Annotated in this window: 23 protein-coding genes; 12 read left to right on the top strand and 11 right to left on the bottom strand. The window is 64.2% G+C overall.

The features are described 5' to 3' along the window. Nucleotides 1-54: 54 nt before the first annotated feature. The 4 genes from HAP54_RS15650 to HAP54_RS15635 form a co-directional block, all read right to left on the bottom strand. Complete coding sequence (locus tag HAP54_RS15650) at nucleotides 55-528, bottom strand: secondary thiamine-phosphate synthase enzyme YjbQ (RefSeq protein WP_166301408.1); 474 nt, start codon at nucleotides 526-528, stop codon at nucleotides 55-57. A 184-nt stretch (nucleotides 529-712) separates the two neighbouring features. Then, the gene (locus tag HAP54_RS15645) at nucleotides 713-1,225 is read right to left on the bottom strand and encodes a hypothetical protein (protein ID WP_166301405.1); all 513 of its coding nucleotides are present in this window, start codon (nucleotides 1,223-1,225) and stop codon (nucleotides 713-715) included. Nucleotides 1,226-1,312: 87 nt separating this feature from the next. Beyond that, on the bottom strand, nucleotides 1,313-2,647 hold the full coding sequence (locus HAP54_RS15640) for an IS1182 family transposase (protein ID WP_166202952.1): 1,335 nt from the start codon (nucleotides 2,645-2,647) through the stop codon (nucleotides 1,313-1,315). Between the two features lie 57 nt (nucleotides 2,648-2,704). Then, the gene (locus tag HAP54_RS15635; protein WP_166301402.1) at nucleotides 2,705-3,328 is read right to left on the bottom strand and encodes a 2-hydroxychromene-2-carboxylate isomerase; all 624 of its coding nucleotides are present in this window, start codon (nucleotides 3,326-3,328) and stop codon (nucleotides 2,705-2,707) included. Nucleotides 3,329-3,603: 275 nt separating this feature from the next. On the opposite strand from HAP54_RS15635, the gene HAP54_RS15630 reads away from it, so the two are divergent. From HAP54_RS15630 to HAP54_RS15610, 5 genes are all read left to right on the top strand, one after another. Beyond that, nucleotides 3,604-3,975, top strand: coding sequence for an AtpZ/AtpI family protein (locus tag HAP54_RS15630; RefSeq protein ID WP_166301399.1), 372 nt, complete (start codon nucleotides 3,604-3,606; stop codon nucleotides 3,973-3,975). Nucleotides 3,976-4,046: 71 nt separating this feature from the next. Continuing rightward, nucleotides 4,047-4,796: a F0F1 ATP synthase subunit A gene (locus HAP54_RS15625; protein WP_166301396.1), complete on the top strand. Its 750-nt coding sequence runs from the start codon at nucleotides 4,047-4,049 to the stop codon at nucleotides 4,794-4,796. 55 nt (nucleotides 4,797-4,851) lie between these two features. Next, nucleotides 4,852-5,082, top strand: a complete 231-nt coding sequence (locus tag HAP54_RS15620) for a F0F1 ATP synthase subunit C (protein WP_016847054.1) — start codon at nucleotides 4,852-4,854, stop codon at nucleotides 5,080-5,082. A gap of 59 nt (nucleotides 5,083-5,141) precedes the next feature. Further along, nucleotides 5,142-5,708: a F0F1 ATP synthase subunit B gene (locus HAP54_RS15615; protein ID WP_166301393.1), complete on the top strand. Its 567-nt coding sequence runs from the start codon at nucleotides 5,142-5,144 to the stop codon at nucleotides 5,706-5,708. Between the two features lie 4 nt (nucleotides 5,709-5,712). After that, nucleotides 5,713-6,198: an ATP F0F1 synthase subunit B gene (locus HAP54_RS15610; protein WP_166301390.1), complete on the top strand. Its 486-nt coding sequence runs from the start codon at nucleotides 5,713-5,715 to the stop codon at nucleotides 6,196-6,198. Nucleotides 6,199-6,309: 111 nt separating this feature from the next. Here HAP54_RS15610 and HAP54_RS15605 read toward each other — a convergent pair whose 3' ends face one another. The 3 genes from HAP54_RS15605 to HAP54_RS15595 form a co-directional block, all read right to left on the bottom strand. Then, on the bottom strand, nucleotides 6,310-6,957 hold the full coding sequence (locus HAP54_RS15605; RefSeq protein WP_175619433.1) for a hypothetical protein: 648 nt from the start codon (nucleotides 6,955-6,957) through the stop codon (nucleotides 6,310-6,312). Nucleotides 6,958-7,094: 137 nt separating this feature from the next. Further along, complete coding sequence (locus HAP54_RS15600) at nucleotides 7,095-7,682, bottom strand: GNAT family N-acetyltransferase (protein WP_166301387.1); 588 nt, start codon at nucleotides 7,680-7,682, stop codon at nucleotides 7,095-7,097. Between the two features lie 245 nt (nucleotides 7,683-7,927). Next, nucleotides 7,928-9,262 carry an IS1182 family transposase gene (locus HAP54_RS15595; protein WP_166202952.1) on the bottom strand — a complete coding sequence of 445 codons (1,335 nt, stop codon included), beginning with the start codon at nucleotides 9,260-9,262 and terminating at the stop codon, nucleotides 7,928-7,930. Between the two features lie 270 nt (nucleotides 9,263-9,532). Between HAP54_RS15595 and argJ the strand changes: the two genes are divergently transcribed. Together argJ and HAP54_RS15585 are read left to right on the top strand one after the other, a co-directional pair. After that, the gene (gene argJ / locus HAP54_RS15590) at nucleotides 9,533-10,774 is read left to right on the top strand and encodes a bifunctional glutamate N-acetyltransferase/amino-acid acetyltransferase ArgJ (RefSeq protein WP_166301384.1); all 1,242 of its coding nucleotides are present in this window, start codon (nucleotides 9,533-9,535) and stop codon (nucleotides 10,772-10,774) included. A 190-nt stretch (nucleotides 10,775-10,964) separates the two neighbouring features. After that, on the top strand, nucleotides 10,965-11,375 hold the full coding sequence (locus HAP54_RS15585; protein WP_166301381.1) for a (deoxy)nucleoside triphosphate pyrophosphohydrolase: 411 nt from the start codon (nucleotides 10,965-10,967) through the stop codon (nucleotides 11,373-11,375). Between the two features lie 284 nt (nucleotides 11,376-11,659). Here the strand turns inward: HAP54_RS15585 and HAP54_RS15580 are convergent, their stop codons facing one another. After that, nucleotides 11,660-12,502 (bottom strand): methyltransferase domain-containing protein, encoded by an 843-nt coding sequence (locus HAP54_RS15580; protein ID WP_166301378.1) that lies wholly within the window; start codon nucleotides 12,500-12,502, stop codon nucleotides 11,660-11,662. 78 nt (nucleotides 12,503-12,580) lie between these two features. On the opposite strand from HAP54_RS15580, the gene HAP54_RS15575 reads away from it, so the two are divergent. The 5 genes from HAP54_RS15575 to HAP54_RS15555 all read left to right on the top strand — a co-directional run bounded on the left by HAP54_RS15575 (nucleotide 12,581) and on the right by HAP54_RS15555 (nucleotide 15,617). Next, entirely contained in the window at nucleotides 12,581-13,390 is an 810-nt protein-coding gene (locus tag HAP54_RS15575) for a ComF family protein (RefSeq protein ID WP_166301375.1), read from the top strand. Between the two features lie 29 nt (nucleotides 13,391-13,419). Beyond that, on the top strand, nucleotides 13,420-13,692 hold the full coding sequence (grxC, locus tag HAP54_RS15570; RefSeq protein WP_029079567.1) for a glutaredoxin 3: 273 nt from the start codon (nucleotides 13,420-13,422) through the stop codon (nucleotides 13,690-13,692). Then, nucleotides 13,692-14,570, top strand: coding sequence for a carbon-nitrogen hydrolase family protein (locus HAP54_RS15565; RefSeq protein ID WP_029079566.1), 879 nt, complete (start codon nucleotides 13,692-13,694; stop codon nucleotides 14,568-14,570). The genes grxC and HAP54_RS15565 overlap by 1 nt, the downstream gene beginning before the upstream one ends. Then, nucleotides 14,567-15,046, top strand: coding sequence for a DUF1178 family protein (locus HAP54_RS15560; protein ID WP_166301372.1), 480 nt, complete (start codon nucleotides 14,567-14,569; stop codon nucleotides 15,044-15,046). Before HAP54_RS15565 ends, HAP54_RS15560 begins: the two co-directional genes overlap by 4 nt. Before the next feature lie 130 nt (nucleotides 15,047-15,176). Beyond that, nucleotides 15,177-15,617 (top strand): EamA family transporter, encoded by a 441-nt coding sequence (locus tag HAP54_RS15555; RefSeq protein WP_166301369.1) that lies wholly within the window; start codon nucleotides 15,177-15,179, stop codon nucleotides 15,615-15,617. A gap of 64 nt (nucleotides 15,618-15,681) precedes the next feature. On the opposite strand, the gene HAP54_RS15550 is transcribed toward HAP54_RS15555, so the two are convergent. The 3 genes from HAP54_RS15550 to HAP54_RS15540 form a co-directional block, all read right to left on the bottom strand. Beyond that, entirely contained in the window at nucleotides 15,682-16,581 is a 900-nt protein-coding gene (locus HAP54_RS15550; protein WP_166301366.1) for a DMT family transporter, read from the bottom strand. A 272-nt stretch (nucleotides 16,582-16,853) separates the two neighbouring features. Then, entirely contained in the window at nucleotides 16,854-17,606 is a 753-nt protein-coding gene (gene ubiG, locus HAP54_RS15545; protein ID WP_166301363.1) for a bifunctional 2-polyprenyl-6-hydroxyphenol methylase/3-demethylubiquinol 3-O-methyltransferase UbiG, read from the bottom strand. A 14-nt stretch (nucleotides 17,607-17,620) separates the two neighbouring features. After that, nucleotides 17,621-18,088 carry a PH domain-containing protein gene (locus tag HAP54_RS15540; protein WP_166212122.1) on the bottom strand — a complete coding sequence of 156 codons (468 nt, stop codon included), beginning with the start codon at nucleotides 18,086-18,088 and terminating at the stop codon, nucleotides 17,621-17,623. Nucleotides 18,089-18,255 lie beyond the last annotated feature (167 nt).

Raw genomic sequence — 18,255 nt, 5'->3', positions numbered from 1 at the left:
ATCCGCGGCCGATGTCATTTGAGAAGCCAGGTCGAACTGAAGCGGTCGAACGCGTCAGCGCGTGGCACCGATGAATTGCAGCACGATCTCGCGCCGGTGCGGACGGGCGCGATGCTCGATCAGATAGATGCCCTGCCAGGTACCGAGCGCCATTTCATCATCAAGCACCGGAATCTGCAGCGAGGTCGCCGTCAGCATGGTCTTGATATGCGCCGGCATGTCGTCGGGACCTTCGGTGTCGTGGCGCCAGCCGCCGTCTTCGGGTGCGGCGCGATCGAGCGCCGTCATCAGATCGACCAGCACCGTCGGGTCGGCATTCTCCTGGATCGTCAGCGAGGCCGAGGTGTGACGGATGAACAGCGTCACCGCGCCCTCGCCAGCACGCACCTCGCGCAGGAATTTTGCGACCTCGCGCGTGATGTCGGTGAAGCCTGCGCCAGAGGTTTCCACCGTCAACCGCGACGAGACGATGCAGGTTGCAGCGACCGATGATGGCGCCGAGCGCGACATAGTTCTCGGTGAGTTCATCTGTACTTTCTCGACATGTCGTCCCGGCGAAGGCTGGGACCCATACTCCGCGGCCCTTCGATTTCTAAGGCTCGGAGTTGATACCTTTCGTAATCAATGTGCATCGGTGGCGATGGGTCCCGGCCCCCGTGCGCAATTGCGCACTAGGCCAAGACGACGCTGTAGAGACAGCGCCAGCACAAAATCAAATCTTGCCGCCATTGACGTCGCGCTGCACGCGGTTGGCCATCTCGATCAGCCGCCGCCAGGCTCGCTCCACGAACGACATCACGCGATCCATGTCGCGGTCGCTCGGCAGCGGAATCTCGATCTTGCGCTCGCCCTCGGCGATCTTCGGCTCGGCCTTCTTCAACGAATCCGATTTCGGCAGCGCCTCGTCGGTCTTGGCCGGCGGCGCGCGCGCCGCAAGCTCGCCCTTCAGTTTGTCATTGTCGGCCTGCAGGCGCCCGATCTCGGCGTCCAGCGCCGCGCGCTCGTCGGGCACCATGTAACAGGCCCAGCCGGCGCTGGAATTGGTGCAAGTCGACACCGCGCCGGTGCGGGTGTCGAGCCGCAGGAAGCCGTCGCCAGCCGGAGACAATGCGTAGCGACCGTTCTCGGTGTCGGGCGCGGTTTGCGCTGTCGCCGCGCCGCTCGTGATCAAAACGGCCGCAACAATTGCGATGGACGATTTTGAGAGCGACGACGCGATGGGCATGGCTTGCTCCGCCTCAACCTGATTCCTGCCCCTAGGAGCCCGTCCAGATATGTTTTCGTGACGGGCATTTGTTGTAGAGTAGCAGGCTCAGGCTGCGTTTGCGAGGTTGAACAGCTTGAGGAGGTTATGGACGGTGCAGATCATTGTCCACTCGGCGCGCACTTTCTCGATGCCCCGCAACAGGAACTGGCGGAAGCCTCTTGCCTGTTTGATCTGCCCGAACACCGGCTCCACCACTTGCTTTCGCAATCGGTAGGGTGTTTCGAAGCCGCCATCGTCGATCTTCTTTCGCATGGCCTGTGTCAGCGGGCCGCCGACTTTTCCGTTCGCTACTGTCGGGTGCTTGGCGCGACCGGGCGCGACATAGCCATCGATGCTGCGTGTGTCGAGCGCTTCGAGATTGGCTTCGCTGCAGTAGCCGGAATCCGCTGAGGCCTGCCGCGGCTTGCGGCCAAGATTGCTCTCGATGGCCTCGATCAGGGGCACCAACTGGCCCTGATCGCTGCCGTGCTGGGTCAGTTCTTGCGCGACAATGATCTGGGCATGTGCATCGACGGCCGCCTGGGCATTATAGGCCTGAACGAAGCCATCCTTCGACTTCATGATGCGGCTTTCCGGATCGGTGAAGTTGCGTTGCGCCTTGGGATTGGGTTCCTCCGATGGCAGCGCCGCCGGTTTGCCCGGCTTCTTGCGGCCTTCGGCCTGGCGCTGCTGTTCCTTTTCGGCCTCGATGCGGCGCTCTTCCTCCGCCGCCAGTTTGGCGTCCGCTTCCAGCGCCGCCATCGCTTGCTGGATCTTCGCCAGCCGTTTCTGCTTGTCGACGGTCCAGTCCGGCAGTTCGTCGCTGTTGCCGAAAGTCTCATCCTCCGAGGCATCCGCCGCCTCGGCGGCCGCCAGCATGCGAGCGACCTCGGCCTTCAATTCCGCCTCGCGCTTCTTCATGCGCTCATAACTCATCGCCTTGTGTTTCGACGCGTTCGCCTTGATCTTCGTACCATCCAGCGCGACATGACCGAGCTTGACCAGCCCGGCCGTCTCGCACAACTTCAGAACCTGCACGAATAGCGCGCCGAGCGCCTTCAAATGTCGCTTGCGAAAGTCGCTGATCGTCCGAAAATCCGGCGCATCCAGCGCCACGATCATCACAAAATCGTTCCGCTCCCGGCAGGCCTTGGCAATCCGACGCGACGAATACAGCCCACTCGCATAGCTATGCAGCAGCAGCGCCACCATCATCCGCGGATCAAACGGCGGCTGCCCAAGCCCGCTCACATAGCTGCCCATGATCTCCCTGAGATCGAGGCTCTCCCGCACCAGATCAACCATAAACCGCGAGACATGGCCTTTCGGCACGAAGTCCTGCACATTCGGCGGCAGAAGCAGCGTCTGATCGATGTTCCAAGGCCGAAAATACTTGCTCATCGCCCAATGTTGAATCAGACCCGACCAGATTTGAACAGCGACTATCCAGACAAGCTCCTAGACCACAGAGCTATAGGGCTTGCGGCCTGACTTCAACGCGTCCTCGAGCAATTCGATCCGGTCCTGGCCCCAGAAGACTTCGCCATCGAGCACATAGCCGGGCGAGCCGAACACGCCGGTGTTGAGTGCATCCTGCCGATTCTGCTCATAGGCCGCGCTGATCGCATCAGAGGGTGAGCGCTCGACAAGCTGCCGGCCGGGCAAGCCGGCATCGTCGGCGAGCTTCACCAGCGTGGCGGGATCGGCAAGGTTGAGCTCAAGCTCCCAGACCGCGGGGTAGGCCCGCTGCAAAAACGGCTCGGGGTCGAGACCCGCCTCGAGCGCCGCGATCACGACGCCATCGGCCAGGCGGCCGTTGAACGGCCAGTTGGCCGGCTGCAGATGGAAATTCAGCCCGCGCTTGTCGCGCCAGCGCTGCAACTCGATCATCCGGTAGCGCTGCCGCACCGGATGGCGCTGCGCGAGCGGCAGCCCGCCAGTCTCCGAGAACAAATCGACCAGCAGCACGGGCCGATAATTTACCTTGAGATCGTAAGTGCTTACGAGCCGAACGAAGGGCTTGTGGCCGATATAGGCCCAAGGTGATTGCAGCGAGAAGTAGTAATCGATTGGGCGCGGCATGCGGAACCTTGACTGCACGAGAGCGGGAGACTTTGGGTGATCCCAGCAGAGCAGGAAAAGCCGCGCAAGATCGCTCAATGCCACGCAAGCTGTTGCACTGCGATCACTGCGTCACTCCGACCTTGAATATCTCCAAATAAATCCAGCAGAATCAAAGCAATAACTGGTTACGACGCAATCTTGACTTGATTAGACGCGGTAAGTATGGTCCGCGCGGCTTTTGACGGGGACGGGCGCAATTTCCATCATCCGCGGCATCGGTTAGTGTTTGCAGCATGGCTGAAAGCACCAACGACGGCGCAGATGGAAGTCGCGATCATTCGTCTCCCGACGAAGCTGCGCTTTCCGCAAGGCTCGGAAGTCTCGATCATCGGTTGTCAGAAATTCGCGACAGCCGCAGGAGCAAGACTGATCAATCCGGTACTGAAAGCGGGGACAGTGCGGCCAGAGCTTCGGCGATGGCGCTCGGTTTTCGTCTTTCCTCGGAGCTGATCGCGGGCGTTGTCGTCGGGGCGGCGCTTGGCTGGGGGGTCGACCGTTTGCTGTCGACGTCGCCATTCGGATTCATCGTGTTAACGCTGCTCGGCTTTGTCGCCGGCGTGGTCAACGTGGTGAGGTCCGCGGGCGTGGCCTCGGGCAAGCGCTGAGCGCTGACGGAAGTCACGACATCTGAAATTCGATTACCGGCACGATGGCCGGTGGACCAAGAGCCGCGCGGATGAAAATCGACCCGATCCACCAGTTCAATATCGAGCCCCTCTTCACGCTCGGCCACATCGGCAATCACACGATCGCCTTCACCAATTCGACGCTCTTCATGCTCATCGCGGTGCTCTTGATCGCGCTGCTGATGCTGGCGAGCGGCCGGGAACTGGTTCCGGGACGGTTGCAGTCGGTCGCCGAAATCTCCTACGAGTTCGTCGCCACCACGATTCGCAGCACGGCCGGCGCGGAAGGCATGAAGTTCTTCCCGCTGATCTTCTCGCTGTTCATGTTCCTCTGCGTCTCGAACCTAGTGGGCGTGATCCCCTACACCTTCACGATCGCGAGCCATCTGATCGTGACCGCGGCGCTTGCGCTGCTGGTTTTCTTCACCGTCCTGATCTACGGCGTCTACAAGAACGGCCTGAAATTCTTCAGTATCTTCGTCCCCCACGGCGTTCCGATCTACATCCTGCCACTGGTCATGTTCATCGAGATCCTGTCGTTCTTCCTGCGGCCGGTCTCGCACAGCGTTCGTCTGTTCGCCAACATGCTGGCAGGCCACATCGCGCTGAAGGTGTTCGCGGGCTTCGTCGCGATGCTCGGCTTCTCGCTCGGCGCGCTCGGCTGGTTCGGCGGCGTGCTGCCGCTCGCGCTCACGGTGGCGCTGTACGCCCTCGAACTGCTGGTCGCGTTCCTGCAGGCCTATGTGTTCGCGATCCTGACCTGCATCTACCTCAACGACGCCATTCATCCGGGACACTAAGCGGTCCGGGGAATCTCCACCCACCAATCTGTCTATCTTTCTCAAGGAGCTACAAATGGAACCGGCAGCAGCAAAACTTATCGGCGCGGGCATCGCGTGCATCGGCATGGGCGGTGCGGGCGTCGGCGTGGGCATCATCTTCGGCAACTACCTCGCCGCTGCGGTGCGCAACCCCTCGGCCGCGCAGGGCCAGTTCGGCAACCTGATCTTCGGCTTCGCCGTGACCGAAGCGCTCGGCATCTTCTCGCTGCTGATCGCGCTGCTTCTGCTGTTCGTTCCGCTCTGAGCGGCACCCCGTCGCGCCGTCCCTTCGGGCGGCGCGCATGACAGCAACAGGAGAACACCATGGCTGAGAGTCATGGCGAGGCAAAAGGCCAGAAAGCCGGCGCCCACACCGAGACCGATGGCGGACATCACGGCGGAGCCTTTCCGCCGTTCGATTCGTCCAATTTCGCCTCGCAGCTGGTGTCGCTGGCGATTGCATTTGTCGCGCTCTACCTGATCGTGTCGCGTATCGCACTGCCGCGCGTCGGCGGGACGATCGATGCACGTCAGAACAAGATCGAGGGCGATCTGGCCGAGGCGCAGAAGCTGAAGGACGAGTCCGACGCGGCGCTGAAGGCCTATGAAACCGAGCTGGCGAACGCCCGCGCCAACGCGCAGGCGATCGGCAACGAGACCCGCGAGAAGCTGAACGCGGCCTCGGAAGTCGAGCGCAAGGCGCTGGAACAGAAGCTGGCGGCCAGGCTCGCCGACGCCGAGAAGCAGATCGCAACGACCCGGACCAACGCCATGAGCAACGTCCGCGGCATCGCGGCGGATGCGGCCGGCGCCATCGTCCAGCAACTCGCCGGCGTCACGCCGGACGCGAATGCGGTCAACAGCGCCGTCGACGCGTCGCTGAAGGGATAGGCCGATGTTTTACGAACCGGAAACCTGGGTTGCGATCGCCTTCGTCATTCTGATGGTCGTGTTCGGCTACCTCGGCGTCCATCGCACCCTGCTGACCGCGCTCGATCACCGTGCCGAGCGCATTAAGGCCGAGCTCGAGGACGCCCGCCGTCTGAAGGACGAGGCCAACAAGCTGCTCGGCGAGTACAAGGCGCGCCGCGCCAGCGCGGAGCGCGAGGCCGAGGAGATCATCTCCAACGCCAAGCAAGAGGCCGAGCGGATCGCGGCCGAGGCCAAGACCAAGATGGAAGATTTTGTCGCGCGGCGGACCAAGACCGCCGAGAGCAAGATCGCCCAGGCCGAGGCCCAGGCCGTGGCCGATGTCCGCGCCGCTGCGGCCAACGCCGCCGTGACCGCCGCCTCGACCATCCTGTCGCAGTCGGTCAAGGGCTCGGTCGCCGACGACTTGGTCGGCAAGGGCATCGCCGAAGTCCGCTCCAAGCTGAACTGACGCGAGCACAATTCCTTCCAACAAAGGTCGGCGCGAGCTGATCGCGCCGGCCTTTTTGCTTGTCCAAATCTGTCCGTCCAGAGCACTAGGCGCCCCGTCACCGCGGCCGCGCTACTTCTTCTTCGGCGCGCGGGGCTTGGGCTCCGGCTTCAGGGCCTGCGGGTCGAAGCCGATATAGAAGATGTAATCGTCGTTCTCCGCGGCCGTCGGCGCCGAATAGACCACATCCTCAGCGACCAGGCTGAACGGTACGCTGCCGCTCTCGTCCATCTGCACCGTGGTGGTGTAGGCCTTGGTCATGACCGTCCTCTCGCCGATGCCGCCCTTCACCACGGCGACGCGCAGCGGCACCTGGACGGTCGGCGGGGCGCCCGAGGGCCCGGCGATCACCCGCCCCTGGATGCCGATCTTGGCAGTGATCTGCCCGCTGTTCAGGCCGCATTGCCGCGCCGTGCGCGTGATCGAAGCCAGGAACTTGACGTCGTTGCCGACCGCCTCCTTGCCGTTCGCGGCCACGGAATAGGTCGAGGCCCCGGCGCGGATCTGCACCGGCGGACAGGTCAACTCGGCGTCGGCGTCGTTGAGCTGTTTTGGCGCGGCTGGCGCGGCCGGCTTGTCCGAATCGGACGAGCCGCCGCCGAACAGGCTCTTGAAGCGGTCGCTCAGCGACTGCGCCGAGCCGACCGACGGCAGCAGGGTGGCACCGAGACCGATCGTTACCGCCGCCACGAGCGCGAACCTGATCACCCTGTCACCCATGCGATATCCTTAAGCCTCCAAGTGGTCTCCGAGTGGAGTTCCCCGTTTCGCGCGCGTTATAGCAAGCCAATGGCGGCGAACCCAAGGCATCTTGAAAGGCATCGGGTGGTGCCCGCATCAGCCAAAAGGCGCAAGAATCAGCCGCGGAAATCCTCGTGCAGCAGGCCGAACAGCAGGTGGTCCTGCCAGATCCCGTTGATGCAGAGATAGCGCCGCGCCAGGCCCTCGCGGGTGAAGCCGCATTTCTCCAGCACCCGGATCGACGACGCATTGGAGGGAATGCAGGCCGCCTCGATGCGGTGCAAATTGAGCTCGCCGAACAGCGAAGGCAGCAGCACCCGCAGCGCCGTCGTCATGTAGCCGCGGTGGGCGTGCGGCAGGCCGACCCAGTAGCCGATCGTGCCGGCCTGCACGATGCCGCGGCGGACATTGGCGAGCGTGATCCCGCCGATCATCACCCCGTCCGATTCGCGGAAGATGATGAACGGGTAGGAACGGTCGGCGGCAATATCCTCGGTGTAGCGGCGCAGGCGGCGGCGGAAGCCCGCGCGGGTCAGGTCGTCGGACGGCCAGATCGGTTCCCATGGCGTGAGATAGGCGCGGCTGAATTCGCGCAATTGCGTCCATTGCGGGAAATCCGACATTTGCGGCGCGCGCAGCAACAGCCCGTGACCGCGCGGCATCAGTGCAGCGGGTCCACTAGACGGCAAACGAAACAGGGCCATGGCCCAACACTCCCCGCCAAGCTATTCCCCCTCGCCCCGCCCTTGCGGGGAGAGGGTTGGGGTGAGGGGCTCCGTCCACGAGCGAGCCGATCGCTGGGACCTGTACCCCCTCACCCGGATTGCACCGGACGATGCTTCGCATCGCCGAGAGCAATCCGACCTCTCCCCGCAAGCGGGGAGAGGTAAATCCTAGGAGCCCGTCCAGATATGTTTTCGTGACGGGCATTTGTTGTAGAGTAGCAGGCTCAGGCTGCGTTTGCGAGGTTGAACAGCTTGAGGAGGTTATGGACGGTGCAGATCATTGTCCACTCGGCGCGCACTTTCTCGATGCCCCGCAACAGGAACTGGCGGAAGCCTCTTGCCTGTTTGATCTGCCCGAACACCGGCTCCACCACTTGCTTTCGCAATCGGTAGGGTGTTTCGAAGCCGCCATCGTCGATCTTCTTTCGCATGGCCTGTGTCAGCGGGCCGCCGACTTTTCCGTTCGCTACTGTCGGGTGCTTGGCGCGTCCGGGCGCGACATAGCCATCGATGCTGCGTGTGTCGAGCGCTTCGAGATTGGCTTCGCTGCAGTAGCCGGAATCCGCTGAGGCCTGCCGCGGCTTGCGGCCAAGATTGCTCTCGATGGCCTCGATCAGGGGCACCAACTGGCCCTGATCGCTGCCGTGCTGGGTCAGTTCTTGCGCGACAATGATCTGGGCATGTGCATCGACGGCCGCCTGGGCATTATAGGCCTGAACGAAGCCATCCTTCGACTTCATGATGCGGCTTTCCGGATCGGTGAAGTTGCGTTGCGCCTTGGGATTGGGTTCCTCCGATGGCAGCGCCGCCGGTTTGCCCGGCTTCTTGCGGCCTTCGGCCTGGCGCTGCTGTTCCTTTTCGGCCTCGATGCGGCGCTCTTCCTCCGCCGCCAGTTTGGCGTCCGCTTCCAGCGCCGCCATCGCTTGCTGGATCTTCGCCAGCCGTTTCTGCTTGTCGACGGTCCAGTCCGGCAGTTCGTCGCTGTTGCCGAAAGTCTCATCCTCCGAGGCATCCGCCGCCTCGGCGGCCGCCAGCATGCGAGCGACCTCGGCCTTCAATTCCGCCTCGCGCTTCTTCATGCGCTCATAACTCATCGCCTTGTGTTTCGACGCGTTCGCCTTGATCTTCGTACCATCCAGCGCGACATGACCGAGCTTGACCAGCCCGGCCGTCTCGCACAACTTCAGAACCTGCACGAATAGCGCGCCGAGCGCCTTCAAATGTCGCTTGCGAAAGTCGCTGATCGTCCGAAAATCCGGCGCATCCAGCGCCACGATCATCACAAAATCGTTCCGCTCCCGGCAGGCCTTGGCAATCCGACGCGACGAATACAGCCCACTCGCATAGCTATGCAGCAGCAGCGCCACCATCATCCGCGGATCAAACGGCGGCTGCCCAAGCCCGCTCACATAGCTGCCCATGATCTCCCTGAGATCGAGGCTCTCCCGCACCAGATCAACCATAAACCGCGAGACATGGCCTTTCGGCACGAAGTCCTGCACATTCGGCGGCAGAAGCAGCGTCTGATCGATGTTCCAAGGCCGAAAATACTTGCTCATCGCCCAATGTTGAATCAGACCCGACCAGATTTGAACAGCGACTATCCAGACAAGCTCCTAGTGCGCAATTGCGCACGCAGGCCGGGACCCATAATCCGCGGCGGAGCCTTTCTTGCCGTGGCAGCAGTTTCTTGAACAATTGATGACGGTCGCTATGGGTCCCGGCTTTCGCCGGGACGACGCCGTTATGCGTTCGCGCCCGAGCCCTCTCCCGCTTCTCACGGCGAGATGTTATGCAGCGCTTCCCTCCCCGTAGCCGGAAGCTTGCCGATGTCCACCGCCGTCTCCCCCCTCGCCCCGCCCGACGTTCCCGAGATGCCCGTAATCGCGGGTGTGCGGCTTGCGACCGCTGCCGCCGGCATCCGCTACAAGGGGCGTACCGACGTGCTGCTCGCGCTGCTGGACAAGGGCACCACGGTGGCCGGCGTCTTCACCAAGTCGAAATGCCCGTCGGCGCCGGTCGAATGGTGCCGTGCCAAGCTGAAGGGCGGGAATGCACGCGCGCTGGTGGTCAATTCCGGCAACGCCAACGCCTTCACCGGCAAGACCGGCAAGGCGTCCACCACGCTGACCGCGCAGATCGCGGCGAAGGCGGTCGGCTGTTCGACGTCGGAGGTGTTCCTTGCCTCGACCGGCGTGATCGGCGAGCCGCTCGACGCCACCAAGTTCGACGGCGTGCTGGCGCAACTCACGGAGGCCGCGACGGCCGATTGCTGGATGGACGCCGCCAAGGCGATCATGACCACCGACACCTTCCCGAAGGTCGCCACCGCGACCGTGAAGCTCGGCAAGGCCAAGGTGACGATCAACGGCATGGCCAAGGGCGCCGGCATGATCATGCCGGACATGGCGACCATGCTGTCGTTCATCTTCACCGATGCGCCGCTGTCGGCCTCAGTGCTGCAATCGCTGCTCAAGACCGGCGTCGAGGACACCTTCAATGCGCTGACTATCGACGGCGATACCTCGACCTCGGACACGCTGCTGGCATTTGCAACCGGCGCCGCGGCTGCCAATGGCGCGCCAAAAATCTCGCGCGCCAGCGACCCGCGCCTGAAGGCCTTCACCAAGGCGTTCCAGCAGATCCTCGCCAATTTGTCCGAGCAGGTGGCGCGCGACGGCGAAGGTGCGCGCAAGCTGGTCGAGGTCGTAGTCGAGGGCGCAACGACAAAACCGTCGGCGCGCAAGATTGCGATGTCGATCGCCAATTCGCCGCTGGTGAAGACCGCGATCGCTGGCGAGGACGCCAATTGGGGCCGCGTGGTGATGGCGGTCGGCAAGGCCGGCGAGCCCGCCAACCGCGACAAGCTCTCGATCTCCTTCAACGGCATCCGCGTCGCCAAGAGCGGCGCGCGCGATCCGTCCTACGATGAGAAAGAGGTGTCGGAGGCGATGAAGGCGCCGAAGATCCAGATCAAGGTCGCGCTCGGCCTCGGCAAGGCCCGCGACCGCGTGCTGACCTGCGACCTCACCAAGGAATACGTCGCGATCAACGGCGATTACAGGTCGTAGGCATCGCCTTCATCGCGAGGAGCTCGGCACAAGCTTGCAAAGCAATTTTACGCTGAAGCGACGACCTGTCCGCCGTAGCTTTAGCGAAGGCGGAAGCAATCCATCTGTCCGCGCGTGCAGAGAGATGGATTGCTTCGCTTCGCTCGCAATGACAGAATCTCTGCCAACCGCATCTGGACCTTGGCCCCGCATGGCTGACATCAAGCTGACCCTCGTCGTCGCCTGCGCGCTGGTCGATGCCGACAAGCGTGTGCTGCTGGCGCAACGCCCTGCAGGCAAGGCGCTGGCCGGCCTGTGGGAATTCCCGGGCGGCAAGATCGAGCCCGGCGAGCGGCCGGAACAGACGCTGATCCGCGAGCTGCACGAGGAGATCGGCATCACGGTGAGCGAGCCGTGCCTCGCGCCGCTGACCTTCGCCAGCCATGCCTACGAGACCTTCCATCTGCTGATGCCGCTCTACATCTGCCGGCGCTGGGAGGGCATTGTCGTGGCGCGCGAGGGCCAGAACCTCGCCTGGGTACGCGCCAACAAGCTGCGCGACTACCCGATGCCGCCCGCGGACATCCCGCTGCTGCCGCATCTGATCGATTTGTTGCTGTGATCTTCTTCGCCTCTCCCGCTTGCGAGGGAGGCGCGCTGCCAAAATATCAAAAACAACCCCATGCAAAGTAACCGGCGGTGGCCGGCGTTCGACCAGGGTTACTTGACACGTCGGGCAACTCACGGATACTCTTCCAATATTCCGGAATCGCGCAGACGCACGCTCGCCCCAGAGCGTATGGCATTTGCGTGCTTCCACAAGCGACGTGTCCAAGTCGTCATGACCGATAGCCATATGCGATAGCCCTGTCCGCAAGCGGAGAGGGGCCGTGGCACAGTGTGTCCCTAACGCTTACTTCCCTTCACCGCCGCTTCCAGACTCGCCTTCGCCGAGCCCGGCCGCAGCGGTTTCGGCTGGCTGTCATGCGGTGCCCAGCCGGACAGCCAGACGATGTCGAAGGTGGCGCGGATGCGGCCGTCGGGATCGGCGAAACGTTCGCCATAAATTTGCGCCATGCGCAGCATGGTGGCGCGGCGGGTCGGGGAGTGACGGCGCTCGCGCAGCACATTGGTGGCCCCCATGCGCCTGAGATCAGCCATCAGCGCGAACGCGCTGGCGTAGCGCACCACGACGCGGTCGACGTCGGTGACCGGCAGCGCAAAGCCTGCCCGCTGCAACAGCGCGCCGATGTCGCGCAGATCGGCGAACGGCGCGACGCGCGGCGACACCCCGCCCTCGCATTCGGCCTCCGCCGCGGCAAAACTCTGCCTGAGCTCGGTCAGCGTGTCGCCGCCGAGCATCGCGGCGAGCAAGAGCCCGTCCGGCTTCAGCGCGCGCCGGATCTGCGCCAGCACGCCCGGCAGGTCGTTGACGAACTGGAAGGCGAGCGCGGAGACCGCTAGATCGCGCGACTCCGGCGGCAGGCCGAGCGACTCCGCCTCAGCAAAGCCGATCGTATCGACCGAGGCGACCCGCACGCGCAAGGCGTCCGCAAGCCCGTCGCCCGGCGTCCAGACGTCGACGCCTGAGGAAAAGCTGCGTGACACCGCCTGCAAGCGGTCCGCCATGTCCTCCGTGGCGCGCTCGAGCAGAAATGTCGCCGCCCCCTCGCGCCCCGCGCGCGCAAGCCGCGCACCGAGCAAGGCGCGATCGAACAGAATGGGAGCAGTTGCCGGGGTCGGTGCCATGCCCGCTCGTTACGCCGGACCGCGGTCGCAGGCAATGCGCCTTGAGCCTGCGCTGCCCAAACGCTAGCCTCGTCCGCCATGGACGCCGAGACATCACCCCCACGCTCCATTACCGGTCACTTCCAGCGCGCGCTCGGCGCGGTCGGGGGCGCGTGGCTGCGCACCGCGCGGCTCATGCTCGACATCGCGCTGCCGACGCTGTGCGTGTCCTGCCGCGAGCCGGTTCATGGCGAGGGCGTCTGCGCGGCGTGCTGGGCCAAATTGTCGTTCATCGCACAGCCGTTCTGCCCACGGCTCGGCATTCCCTTCGTCTACGATCCCGGGCCCGAATTGCTGTCGATGGAGGCGATCGCCAATCCGCCGTCCTACCAGCGTGCCCGCGCCGCGGTGCGCTATGACGACGTCGCACGCACGCTGGTGCACGCGTTGAAATACCAGGATCGCACCGATCTGGCGCCGACAATGGGCCGCTGGATGGCGCGCGCGGGGAAGGAATTGCTGCAGGAGGCCGACATGCTGGTGCCGGTTCCCCTGCACTGGCGGCGCGGCTGGAGCCGGCGCTACAACCAGTCCGGCGCGCTCGCCAAGGTGATCGCGCGCCAGAGCGGCGTCAAAATGGTCTCCGAGGCGCTGCGGCGCATCCGCGCCACCGAGCAGCAGATCGGGCTGTCGCGCAAGGACCGCGCCAGTAATGTGCAGGGCGCATTTGGGGTCGCCGCCGAACGCAAGGCTGACATCCAGGGCCGCCGCGTGATCCTGGTCGACGACGTCCTGACCTCGGGCGCGACCGTCGACGCCTGCGCGCGGGCGCTGCTGCGGGCCAAGGCAGCGCAGGTCGACGTGCTGGTGTTTGCCCGGGTTGTCGATACCCACCGCGCTCCCATATAATCTCGTATTCTGGTTCAACCGAGCGCACCATGACCGCCGACATCGAAATCTACACCCGTCCGGGTTGCGGTTATTGCACCGCGGCCAAATCGCTTTTGACGCGCAAGAACGCCGCGTTCACCGAATTGAGCGTCGCCAGCAACCCGGCCTACCGCGACGAGATGTACAACCGGGCCGGAGCCGGCACGACCTTCCCGCAGATCTTCATCGGCAAGACCCATGTCGGCGGCTGCGACGAGCTCTACGCACTCGACCGCGAAGGCAAGCTCGACGGCCTGCTCAGCAACGGAGGCGGCGCCTGATGGCCGATAGCACAACCTTCACCGCCGCCATGGTGCAGATGCGCACCGGACTGCTGCCGGAGCCGAGCCTGGAGCAGGGCACGCGGCTGATCCGCGAGGCCGCGGCGCAGGGCGCCAATTATGTGCTGACGCCTGAGGTCAGCAACATGATGCAGCTGAACCGCAAGGCGCTGTTCGAGCACTTAGCGAGCGAAGAGGACGACAAGTCGCTGAAGGCCTACCGCGCACTCGCTGCCGAATTGAAGATCCATCTGCATATCGGCTCGCTGGCGCTGCGCTACTCGCCGGAGAAGGCGGTCAACCGTTCGTTCCTGATCGGGCCCGAGGGCAATCAGCTCGCGAGCTACGACAAGATCCACATGTTCGATATCGATCTGCCGGGCGGCGAGAGCTATCGCGAATCGGCCAATTACCAGCCCGGCGAAACCGCCGTGATCTCCGACCTGCCCTGGGGCCGGATCGGGCTGACGATCTGCTACGACGTGCGTTTCCCGGCGCTCTATCGCGCGCTGGCCGAGGCCGGTGCCTCGTTCCTCACGGTGCCCTCCGCCTTCACCCGCAAGACCGGCGAGGCGCATTGGCACACGCTGCTGCGCGCCCGTGCCATCGAGACCGGATGCTTCGTGTTCGCCGCCGCCCAGGCCGGCCTGCATGAGAACAAGCGCGAGACCTTCGGCCATTCGCTGATCATCGACCCCTGGGGCGAGATCCTCGCCGAGGGCGGCGTCGAGCCGGGCGTGTTCCTGGCCGAAATCGATCCCGCCAAGGTCGAGACCGCGCGCAAGACCATCCCCTCGCTGCAGCACGGCAGGCGTTTCGGCATCGCCGACCCCAAGGCCGGCCCGGAACATCTGCACCTGGTCCGGGGTTCGGCATGATCCGCTACACGCTGCGCTGCGAGCACGGCCATCAGTTCGAGAGCTGGTTCCAGAGCTCGTCGGCCTATGAATCGCAGGAGCGGCGTCATTTGATCGATTGTCCGGCCTGCGGGTCGAGCAAGGTCGAGCGCGCGATCATGGCGCCGCAGATCATCGGCAAGAAGGGCCGCGAGAAGGCTCAGCCAGTCCCAGCAGCGGCGCCTGCCCCCGCCGAGGCACCCGCCGGCGAATCGACGTCGCTGATGATGGCGCAGGAGCGCGAGTTGCGCGCCAAGCTGAAGGAGCTGCGCGACCACATCGTCAAGAACGCCGACAATGTCGGCGAACGCTTCCCTAACGAGGCGCGCAAGATGCATTACGGCGATATCGAGCATCGGCCGATCTATGGCGAGGCCTCGCCCGAAGAGGCGCGCGCGCTGATCGACGAGGGCGTCGAGGTCTCGCCGCTGCCGACGCTGCCGGAAGATCGGAATTGACGCGCACTGCTTCGCTCTCGTCATTGCGAGGAGCGAAGCGACGAAGCAATCCAGCTTCGTGCTTGTTACGCTATGGATTGCTTCGCTTCGCTCGCAATGACGGGTGGGCTAAACCGGCCGAGCGTCCTGAATGACTCCCGAGACATTTTCTTCCTGGCAGGTCTGGGCGTTTCTTTCGGCCATCTTCGCGGCGCTGACCGCGATCTTCGCCAAGGTCGGCGTCGAAGGCATCAATTCCGATCTTGCCACGCTGATCCGCACTGTGATCGTGCTGATCACGCTGTCGGCGATCCTGTTCGCGACCGGGCAGTTCAACCAGGCCGGACCGATCTCGGCCAAAAGCTGGCTGTTCCTGCTGCTGTCCGGGCTCGGCACCGGCGCGTCATGGATCTGCTATTTCCGCGCGCTCAAGCTCGGCCCGGCGACGCTGGTGGCGCCGATCGACAAGCTCAGCGTGGTGCTGGTGGCGCTGTTCGGCGCCGTCTTCCTCGGCGAGCGCCCTTCGGCCTATGGCTGGCTCGGGATCGCGCTGATCTCGGCCGGCGCGGTGCTGGTTGCCGTCAAAGGCTGATCCATAGTGTTTTCGAGCGAAGTGGCTTACCGGTTCGCGTGAAGAAAACGCGTCAAACAAGAGTCTACGCCGCGATCAGCAGCGCGACGCCGATCACGATCAGGACAATGCCGAACACCTCACGCAGCGAGAACGGCTGCTTGAGCGAGAAATACGCCACGCCCTGCGCGAACAGCACCTCGATCAGCGCCAGCGTGCGCACATTGGCGGCCGCCGTCAGCGCGAACGCCAAGAACCAGAATTGCGAGGAGAACGCACCCATGAAGCCCGCGAACATCGAGGGCCGCCACAGCCTAAGGATTTTTCGCAGCACGTCGGGTGCGCGCAGCAACAGATAGACCGACAGGATCAGCGTCTGCACGAACAGGCTCCACATCAGCGTGTAGGAGGCCGCCGTCACAAACGAGACGCCAGGCACGGCAATGATCGCGCCGCGAAAACTCACCGCCGAGATCGCGAACACCGCGGCGGCGCCGAGGCCGAGCACCGTCGGCCGCAGATCGGCAAAACTCTTCTGCCCGCCGGGCCGCAGAGCGGTGATGACGACGCCGACGGTGGCGATCACGATCGCGATCACCTTAGGCGTCGTGAGATGATCGCCGAGGAAGATGAAGCCGAAGATCGCGGTCTGGATCGCCTCGGTCTTCATGTAGGCCGTGGTCACCACAAAGGAGCGGTCGTTCATCGCCAGCAGCATGAAGCCGGTGCCGACGATCTGGCTGAGCGCGCCGGACAGCAGCCACGGCCAGAACGACGACGCCGGCCACGGCACGGCATCGCCGGTCAGCAGCACCGCCAGCGCGAAGAACACCACCGAGAACGGCAGGCCGAACAGGAAGCGGATATTGGTCGCGCCCCAGGTGCCGAGCGGCCCGGTCAGATGCCGCTGCATCGCATTGCGCGCCACCTGCCCGAACGCAGCGACGATGGTGAAGGGGATCCAGAGCGAGGCGATCGTGAGCATGCGGGATAAGGGAAGTGTGCCGGGGCGGGAGTACGCGCGTAGCGTGCCCGGCGCAGCGCATGCGGTCAACTGACGCGCCGCATGACAGGGCTGCGCCTTAACTCCCTCGCCCCGCCCTTGCGGGGAGAGGGCTGGGGTGAGGGGCTACTTCCGCAAACTCGATGAGCAAAGCGCGCGGAGAGTCCCCCTCACCCGGATTGCTCCCGACGATGCTTCGCATCGCCGAGCGCAATCCGACCTCTCCCCGCAAGCGGGGCGAGGTGACAGGCAACTCACACCTCCTCCGCCACCACCATGTAGTTTACGTCCATGTCGGACGAGACGCTCCATTTGTCGGCGATCGGGTTGTAGACCACGCCGGCCTGCTCGGTGACGGCGAGGTTGACGTCGCCGAGATAACGTTCGAGTTCGGCGGGGGTGACGAACTTGCTCCACTCATGGGTGCCGCGCGGCAGCCAGCGCAGCACGTATTCAGCGCCGACGATCGCCAGCGCAAAACTCTTCCAGTTGCGGTTCAGGGTGGAGACGACCATCAGCCCCCCGGGCTTGAGCATCGCCGCACAGCGCTTGATGAAGGCGCCGACATCGACGACATGCTCGACGACTTCCATCGCCAGCACGATGTCGAAGCGCTCGCGCACGTCCATGTCCTCGATCGTGGTGCAGCGGTAGTCGATCGACAGATGGCCCTTGTCGGCGTGCAGCTTGGCCGCTGATATATTGGTGGCGGATGGATCGATCCCGATCACCTGGGCGCCGAGCCGCGTGAACGGCTCGCACAGCAACCCGGCGCCGCAGCCGATGTCGAGCAGGCGCAGACCGGACAGGCAGTTCAGGCTCTTGGCGTTGCGCTCGAACTTGCGGCAGGCGGCGTCGCGGATATAGGTCAGGCGCAGCGGATTGATCTTGTGCAGCGGCGCCATCTTGCCGCGCGGATCCCACCATTCATCCGACAGTTTCGAGAACTTCGCGACCTCGGCCGGATCGACCGAGTTGGCGGAGGCATTGGAGAGAGTTGTGGCCATGATTGCGCGCGCCCCTATCGCGCGGTGATCGAATTGCGGAACGATAGCGGCGAGGCGATGGTCTTGATGGTCTCGATGCCCTCGCCGACGCCGCGAATGGTGACGTCGCCATAATTGAGCAGCCGCCCCATGATGCTCTGGTTGACGTCGACGCTCTCGACCTTGTCGAGGCTCATCTCGAAGGTGCGGCGCTTGATGAAGCCGCTCTTGTGCACCACGCGGAAATTGGTGACGTCGGTTTCCGTGGTCCAGCGATGGAACCAGGCCGTGACAGTCCAGTACAGCGCCGCAACCGCGACCACGGCGGCGGCCGCCAGGCAGGCCAGCGTGAGGCCGTCGACCGCCGTCATGCGCGACAGGATCAGCAGCACCAGCACCACGATCCAGGCCCCGATCGCCGGCAGATAGAACATCCAGTGCGCGTTGGTGGAATACAGCACCTTCTCGCCAGGCTGCAGGATTTCGTCGATGTAACGCCCCATCCGATCCGCCTTCGAATTACCCTCGCGCTACCCTTGCGTTACCCTCGCGCAACAGCCCGCCCGCAACCGGTAAAAACACCCCAAAAGACCCTCAAGGGACCCCCAGGAAGCGGCTTGCCCCCGGGCGCGGCGCTATGTATACGCGCCTTTCGGTCCCCGCGCTTGCG

This window comes from Bradyrhizobium sp. 2S1, assembly GCF_011516625.5.
In the GTDB taxonomy this organism is placed as follows: domain Bacteria; phylum Pseudomonadota; class Alphaproteobacteria; order Rhizobiales; family Xanthobacteraceae; genus Bradyrhizobium; species Bradyrhizobium septentrionale.
The sequence above is the reverse complement of the archived record's forward strand: the minus strand, read 5'-3'. Positions and strand labels throughout refer to the sequence as shown.

Excerpts from the sequence above, each read along its gene's own strand:
- HAP54_RS15610 (WP_166301390.1), top strand. The coding sequence starts at position 5,713 with ATGTTTTACGAACCGGAAACCTGGGTTGCGATCGCCTTCGTCATTCTG.
- HAP54_RS15595 (WP_166202952.1), bottom strand. The coding sequence starts at position 9,262 with ATGAGCAAGTATTTTCGGCCTTGGAACATCGATCAGACGCTGCTTCTG.
- HAP54_RS15600 (WP_166301387.1), bottom strand. The coding sequence starts at position 7,682 with ATGGCCCTGTTTCGTTTGCCGTCTAGTGGACCCGCTGCACTGATGCCG.
- HAP54_RS15650 (WP_166301408.1), bottom strand. The coding sequence starts at position 528 with ATGAACTCACCGAGAACTATGTCGCGCTCGGCGCCATCATCGGTCGCT.
- HAP54_RS15620 (WP_016847054.1), top strand. The coding sequence starts at position 4,852 with ATGGAACCGGCAGCAGCAAAACTTATCGGCGCGGGCATCGCGTGCATC.
- HAP54_RS15605 (WP_175619433.1), bottom strand. The coding sequence starts at position 6,957 with ATGGGTGACAGGGTGATCAGGTTCGCGCTCGTGGCGGCGGTAACGATC.
- HAP54_RS15575 (WP_166301375.1), top strand. The coding sequence starts at position 12,581 with ATGGACGCCGAGACATCACCCCCACGCTCCATTACCGGTCACTTCCAG.
- HAP54_RS15580 (WP_166301378.1), bottom strand. The coding sequence starts at position 12,502 with ATGGCACCGACCCCGGCAACTGCTCCCATTCTGTTCGATCGCGCCTTG.
- HAP54_RS15555 (WP_166301369.1), top strand. The coding sequence starts at position 15,177 with ATGACTCCCGAGACATTTTCTTCCTGGCAGGTCTGGGCGTTTCTTTCG.
- HAP54_RS15615 (WP_166301393.1), top strand. The coding sequence starts at position 5,142 with ATGGCTGAGAGTCATGGCGAGGCAAAAGGCCAGAAAGCCGGCGCCCAC.
- HAP54_RS15635 (WP_166301402.1), bottom strand. The coding sequence starts at position 3,328 with ATGCCGCGCCCAATCGATTACTACTTCTCGCTGCAATCACCTTGGGCC.
- HAP54_RS15560 (WP_166301372.1), top strand. The coding sequence starts at position 14,567 with ATGATCCGCTACACGCTGCGCTGCGAGCACGGCCATCAGTTCGAGAGC.
- HAP54_RS15640 (WP_166202952.1), bottom strand. The coding sequence starts at position 2,647 with ATGAGCAAGTATTTTCGGCCTTGGAACATCGATCAGACGCTGCTTCTG.
- HAP54_RS15645 (WP_166301405.1), bottom strand. The coding sequence starts at position 1,225 with ATGCCCATCGCGTCGTCGCTCTCAAAATCGTCCATCGCAATTGTTGCG.
- HAP54_RS15540 (WP_166212122.1), bottom strand. The coding sequence starts at position 18,088 with ATGGGGCGTTACATCGACGAAATCCTGCAGCCTGGCGAGAAGGTGCTG.
- HAP54_RS15550 (WP_166301366.1), bottom strand. The coding sequence starts at position 16,581 with ATGCTCACGATCGCCTCGCTCTGGATCCCCTTCACCATCGTCGCTGCG.
- HAP54_RS15625 (WP_166301396.1), top strand. The coding sequence starts at position 4,047 with ATGAAAATCGACCCGATCCACCAGTTCAATATCGAGCCCCTCTTCACG.
- ubiG (WP_166301363.1), bottom strand. The coding sequence starts at position 17,606 with ATGGCCACAACTCTCTCCAATGCCTCCGCCAACTCGGTCGATCCGGCC.
- HAP54_RS15585 (WP_166301381.1), top strand. The coding sequence starts at position 10,965 with ATGGCTGACATCAAGCTGACCCTCGTCGTCGCCTGCGCGCTGGTCGAT.
- HAP54_RS15565 (WP_029079566.1), top strand. The coding sequence starts at position 13,692 with ATGGCCGATAGCACAACCTTCACCGCCGCCATGGTGCAGATGCGCACC.
- argJ (WP_166301384.1), top strand. The coding sequence starts at position 9,533 with ATGTCCACCGCCGTCTCCCCCCTCGCCCCGCCCGACGTTCCCGAGATG.
- grxC (WP_029079567.1), top strand. The coding sequence starts at position 13,420 with ATGACCGCCGACATCGAAATCTACACCCGTCCGGGTTGCGGTTATTGC.
- HAP54_RS15630 (WP_166301399.1), top strand. The coding sequence starts at position 3,604 with ATGGCTGAAAGCACCAACGACGGCGCAGATGGAAGTCGCGATCATTCG.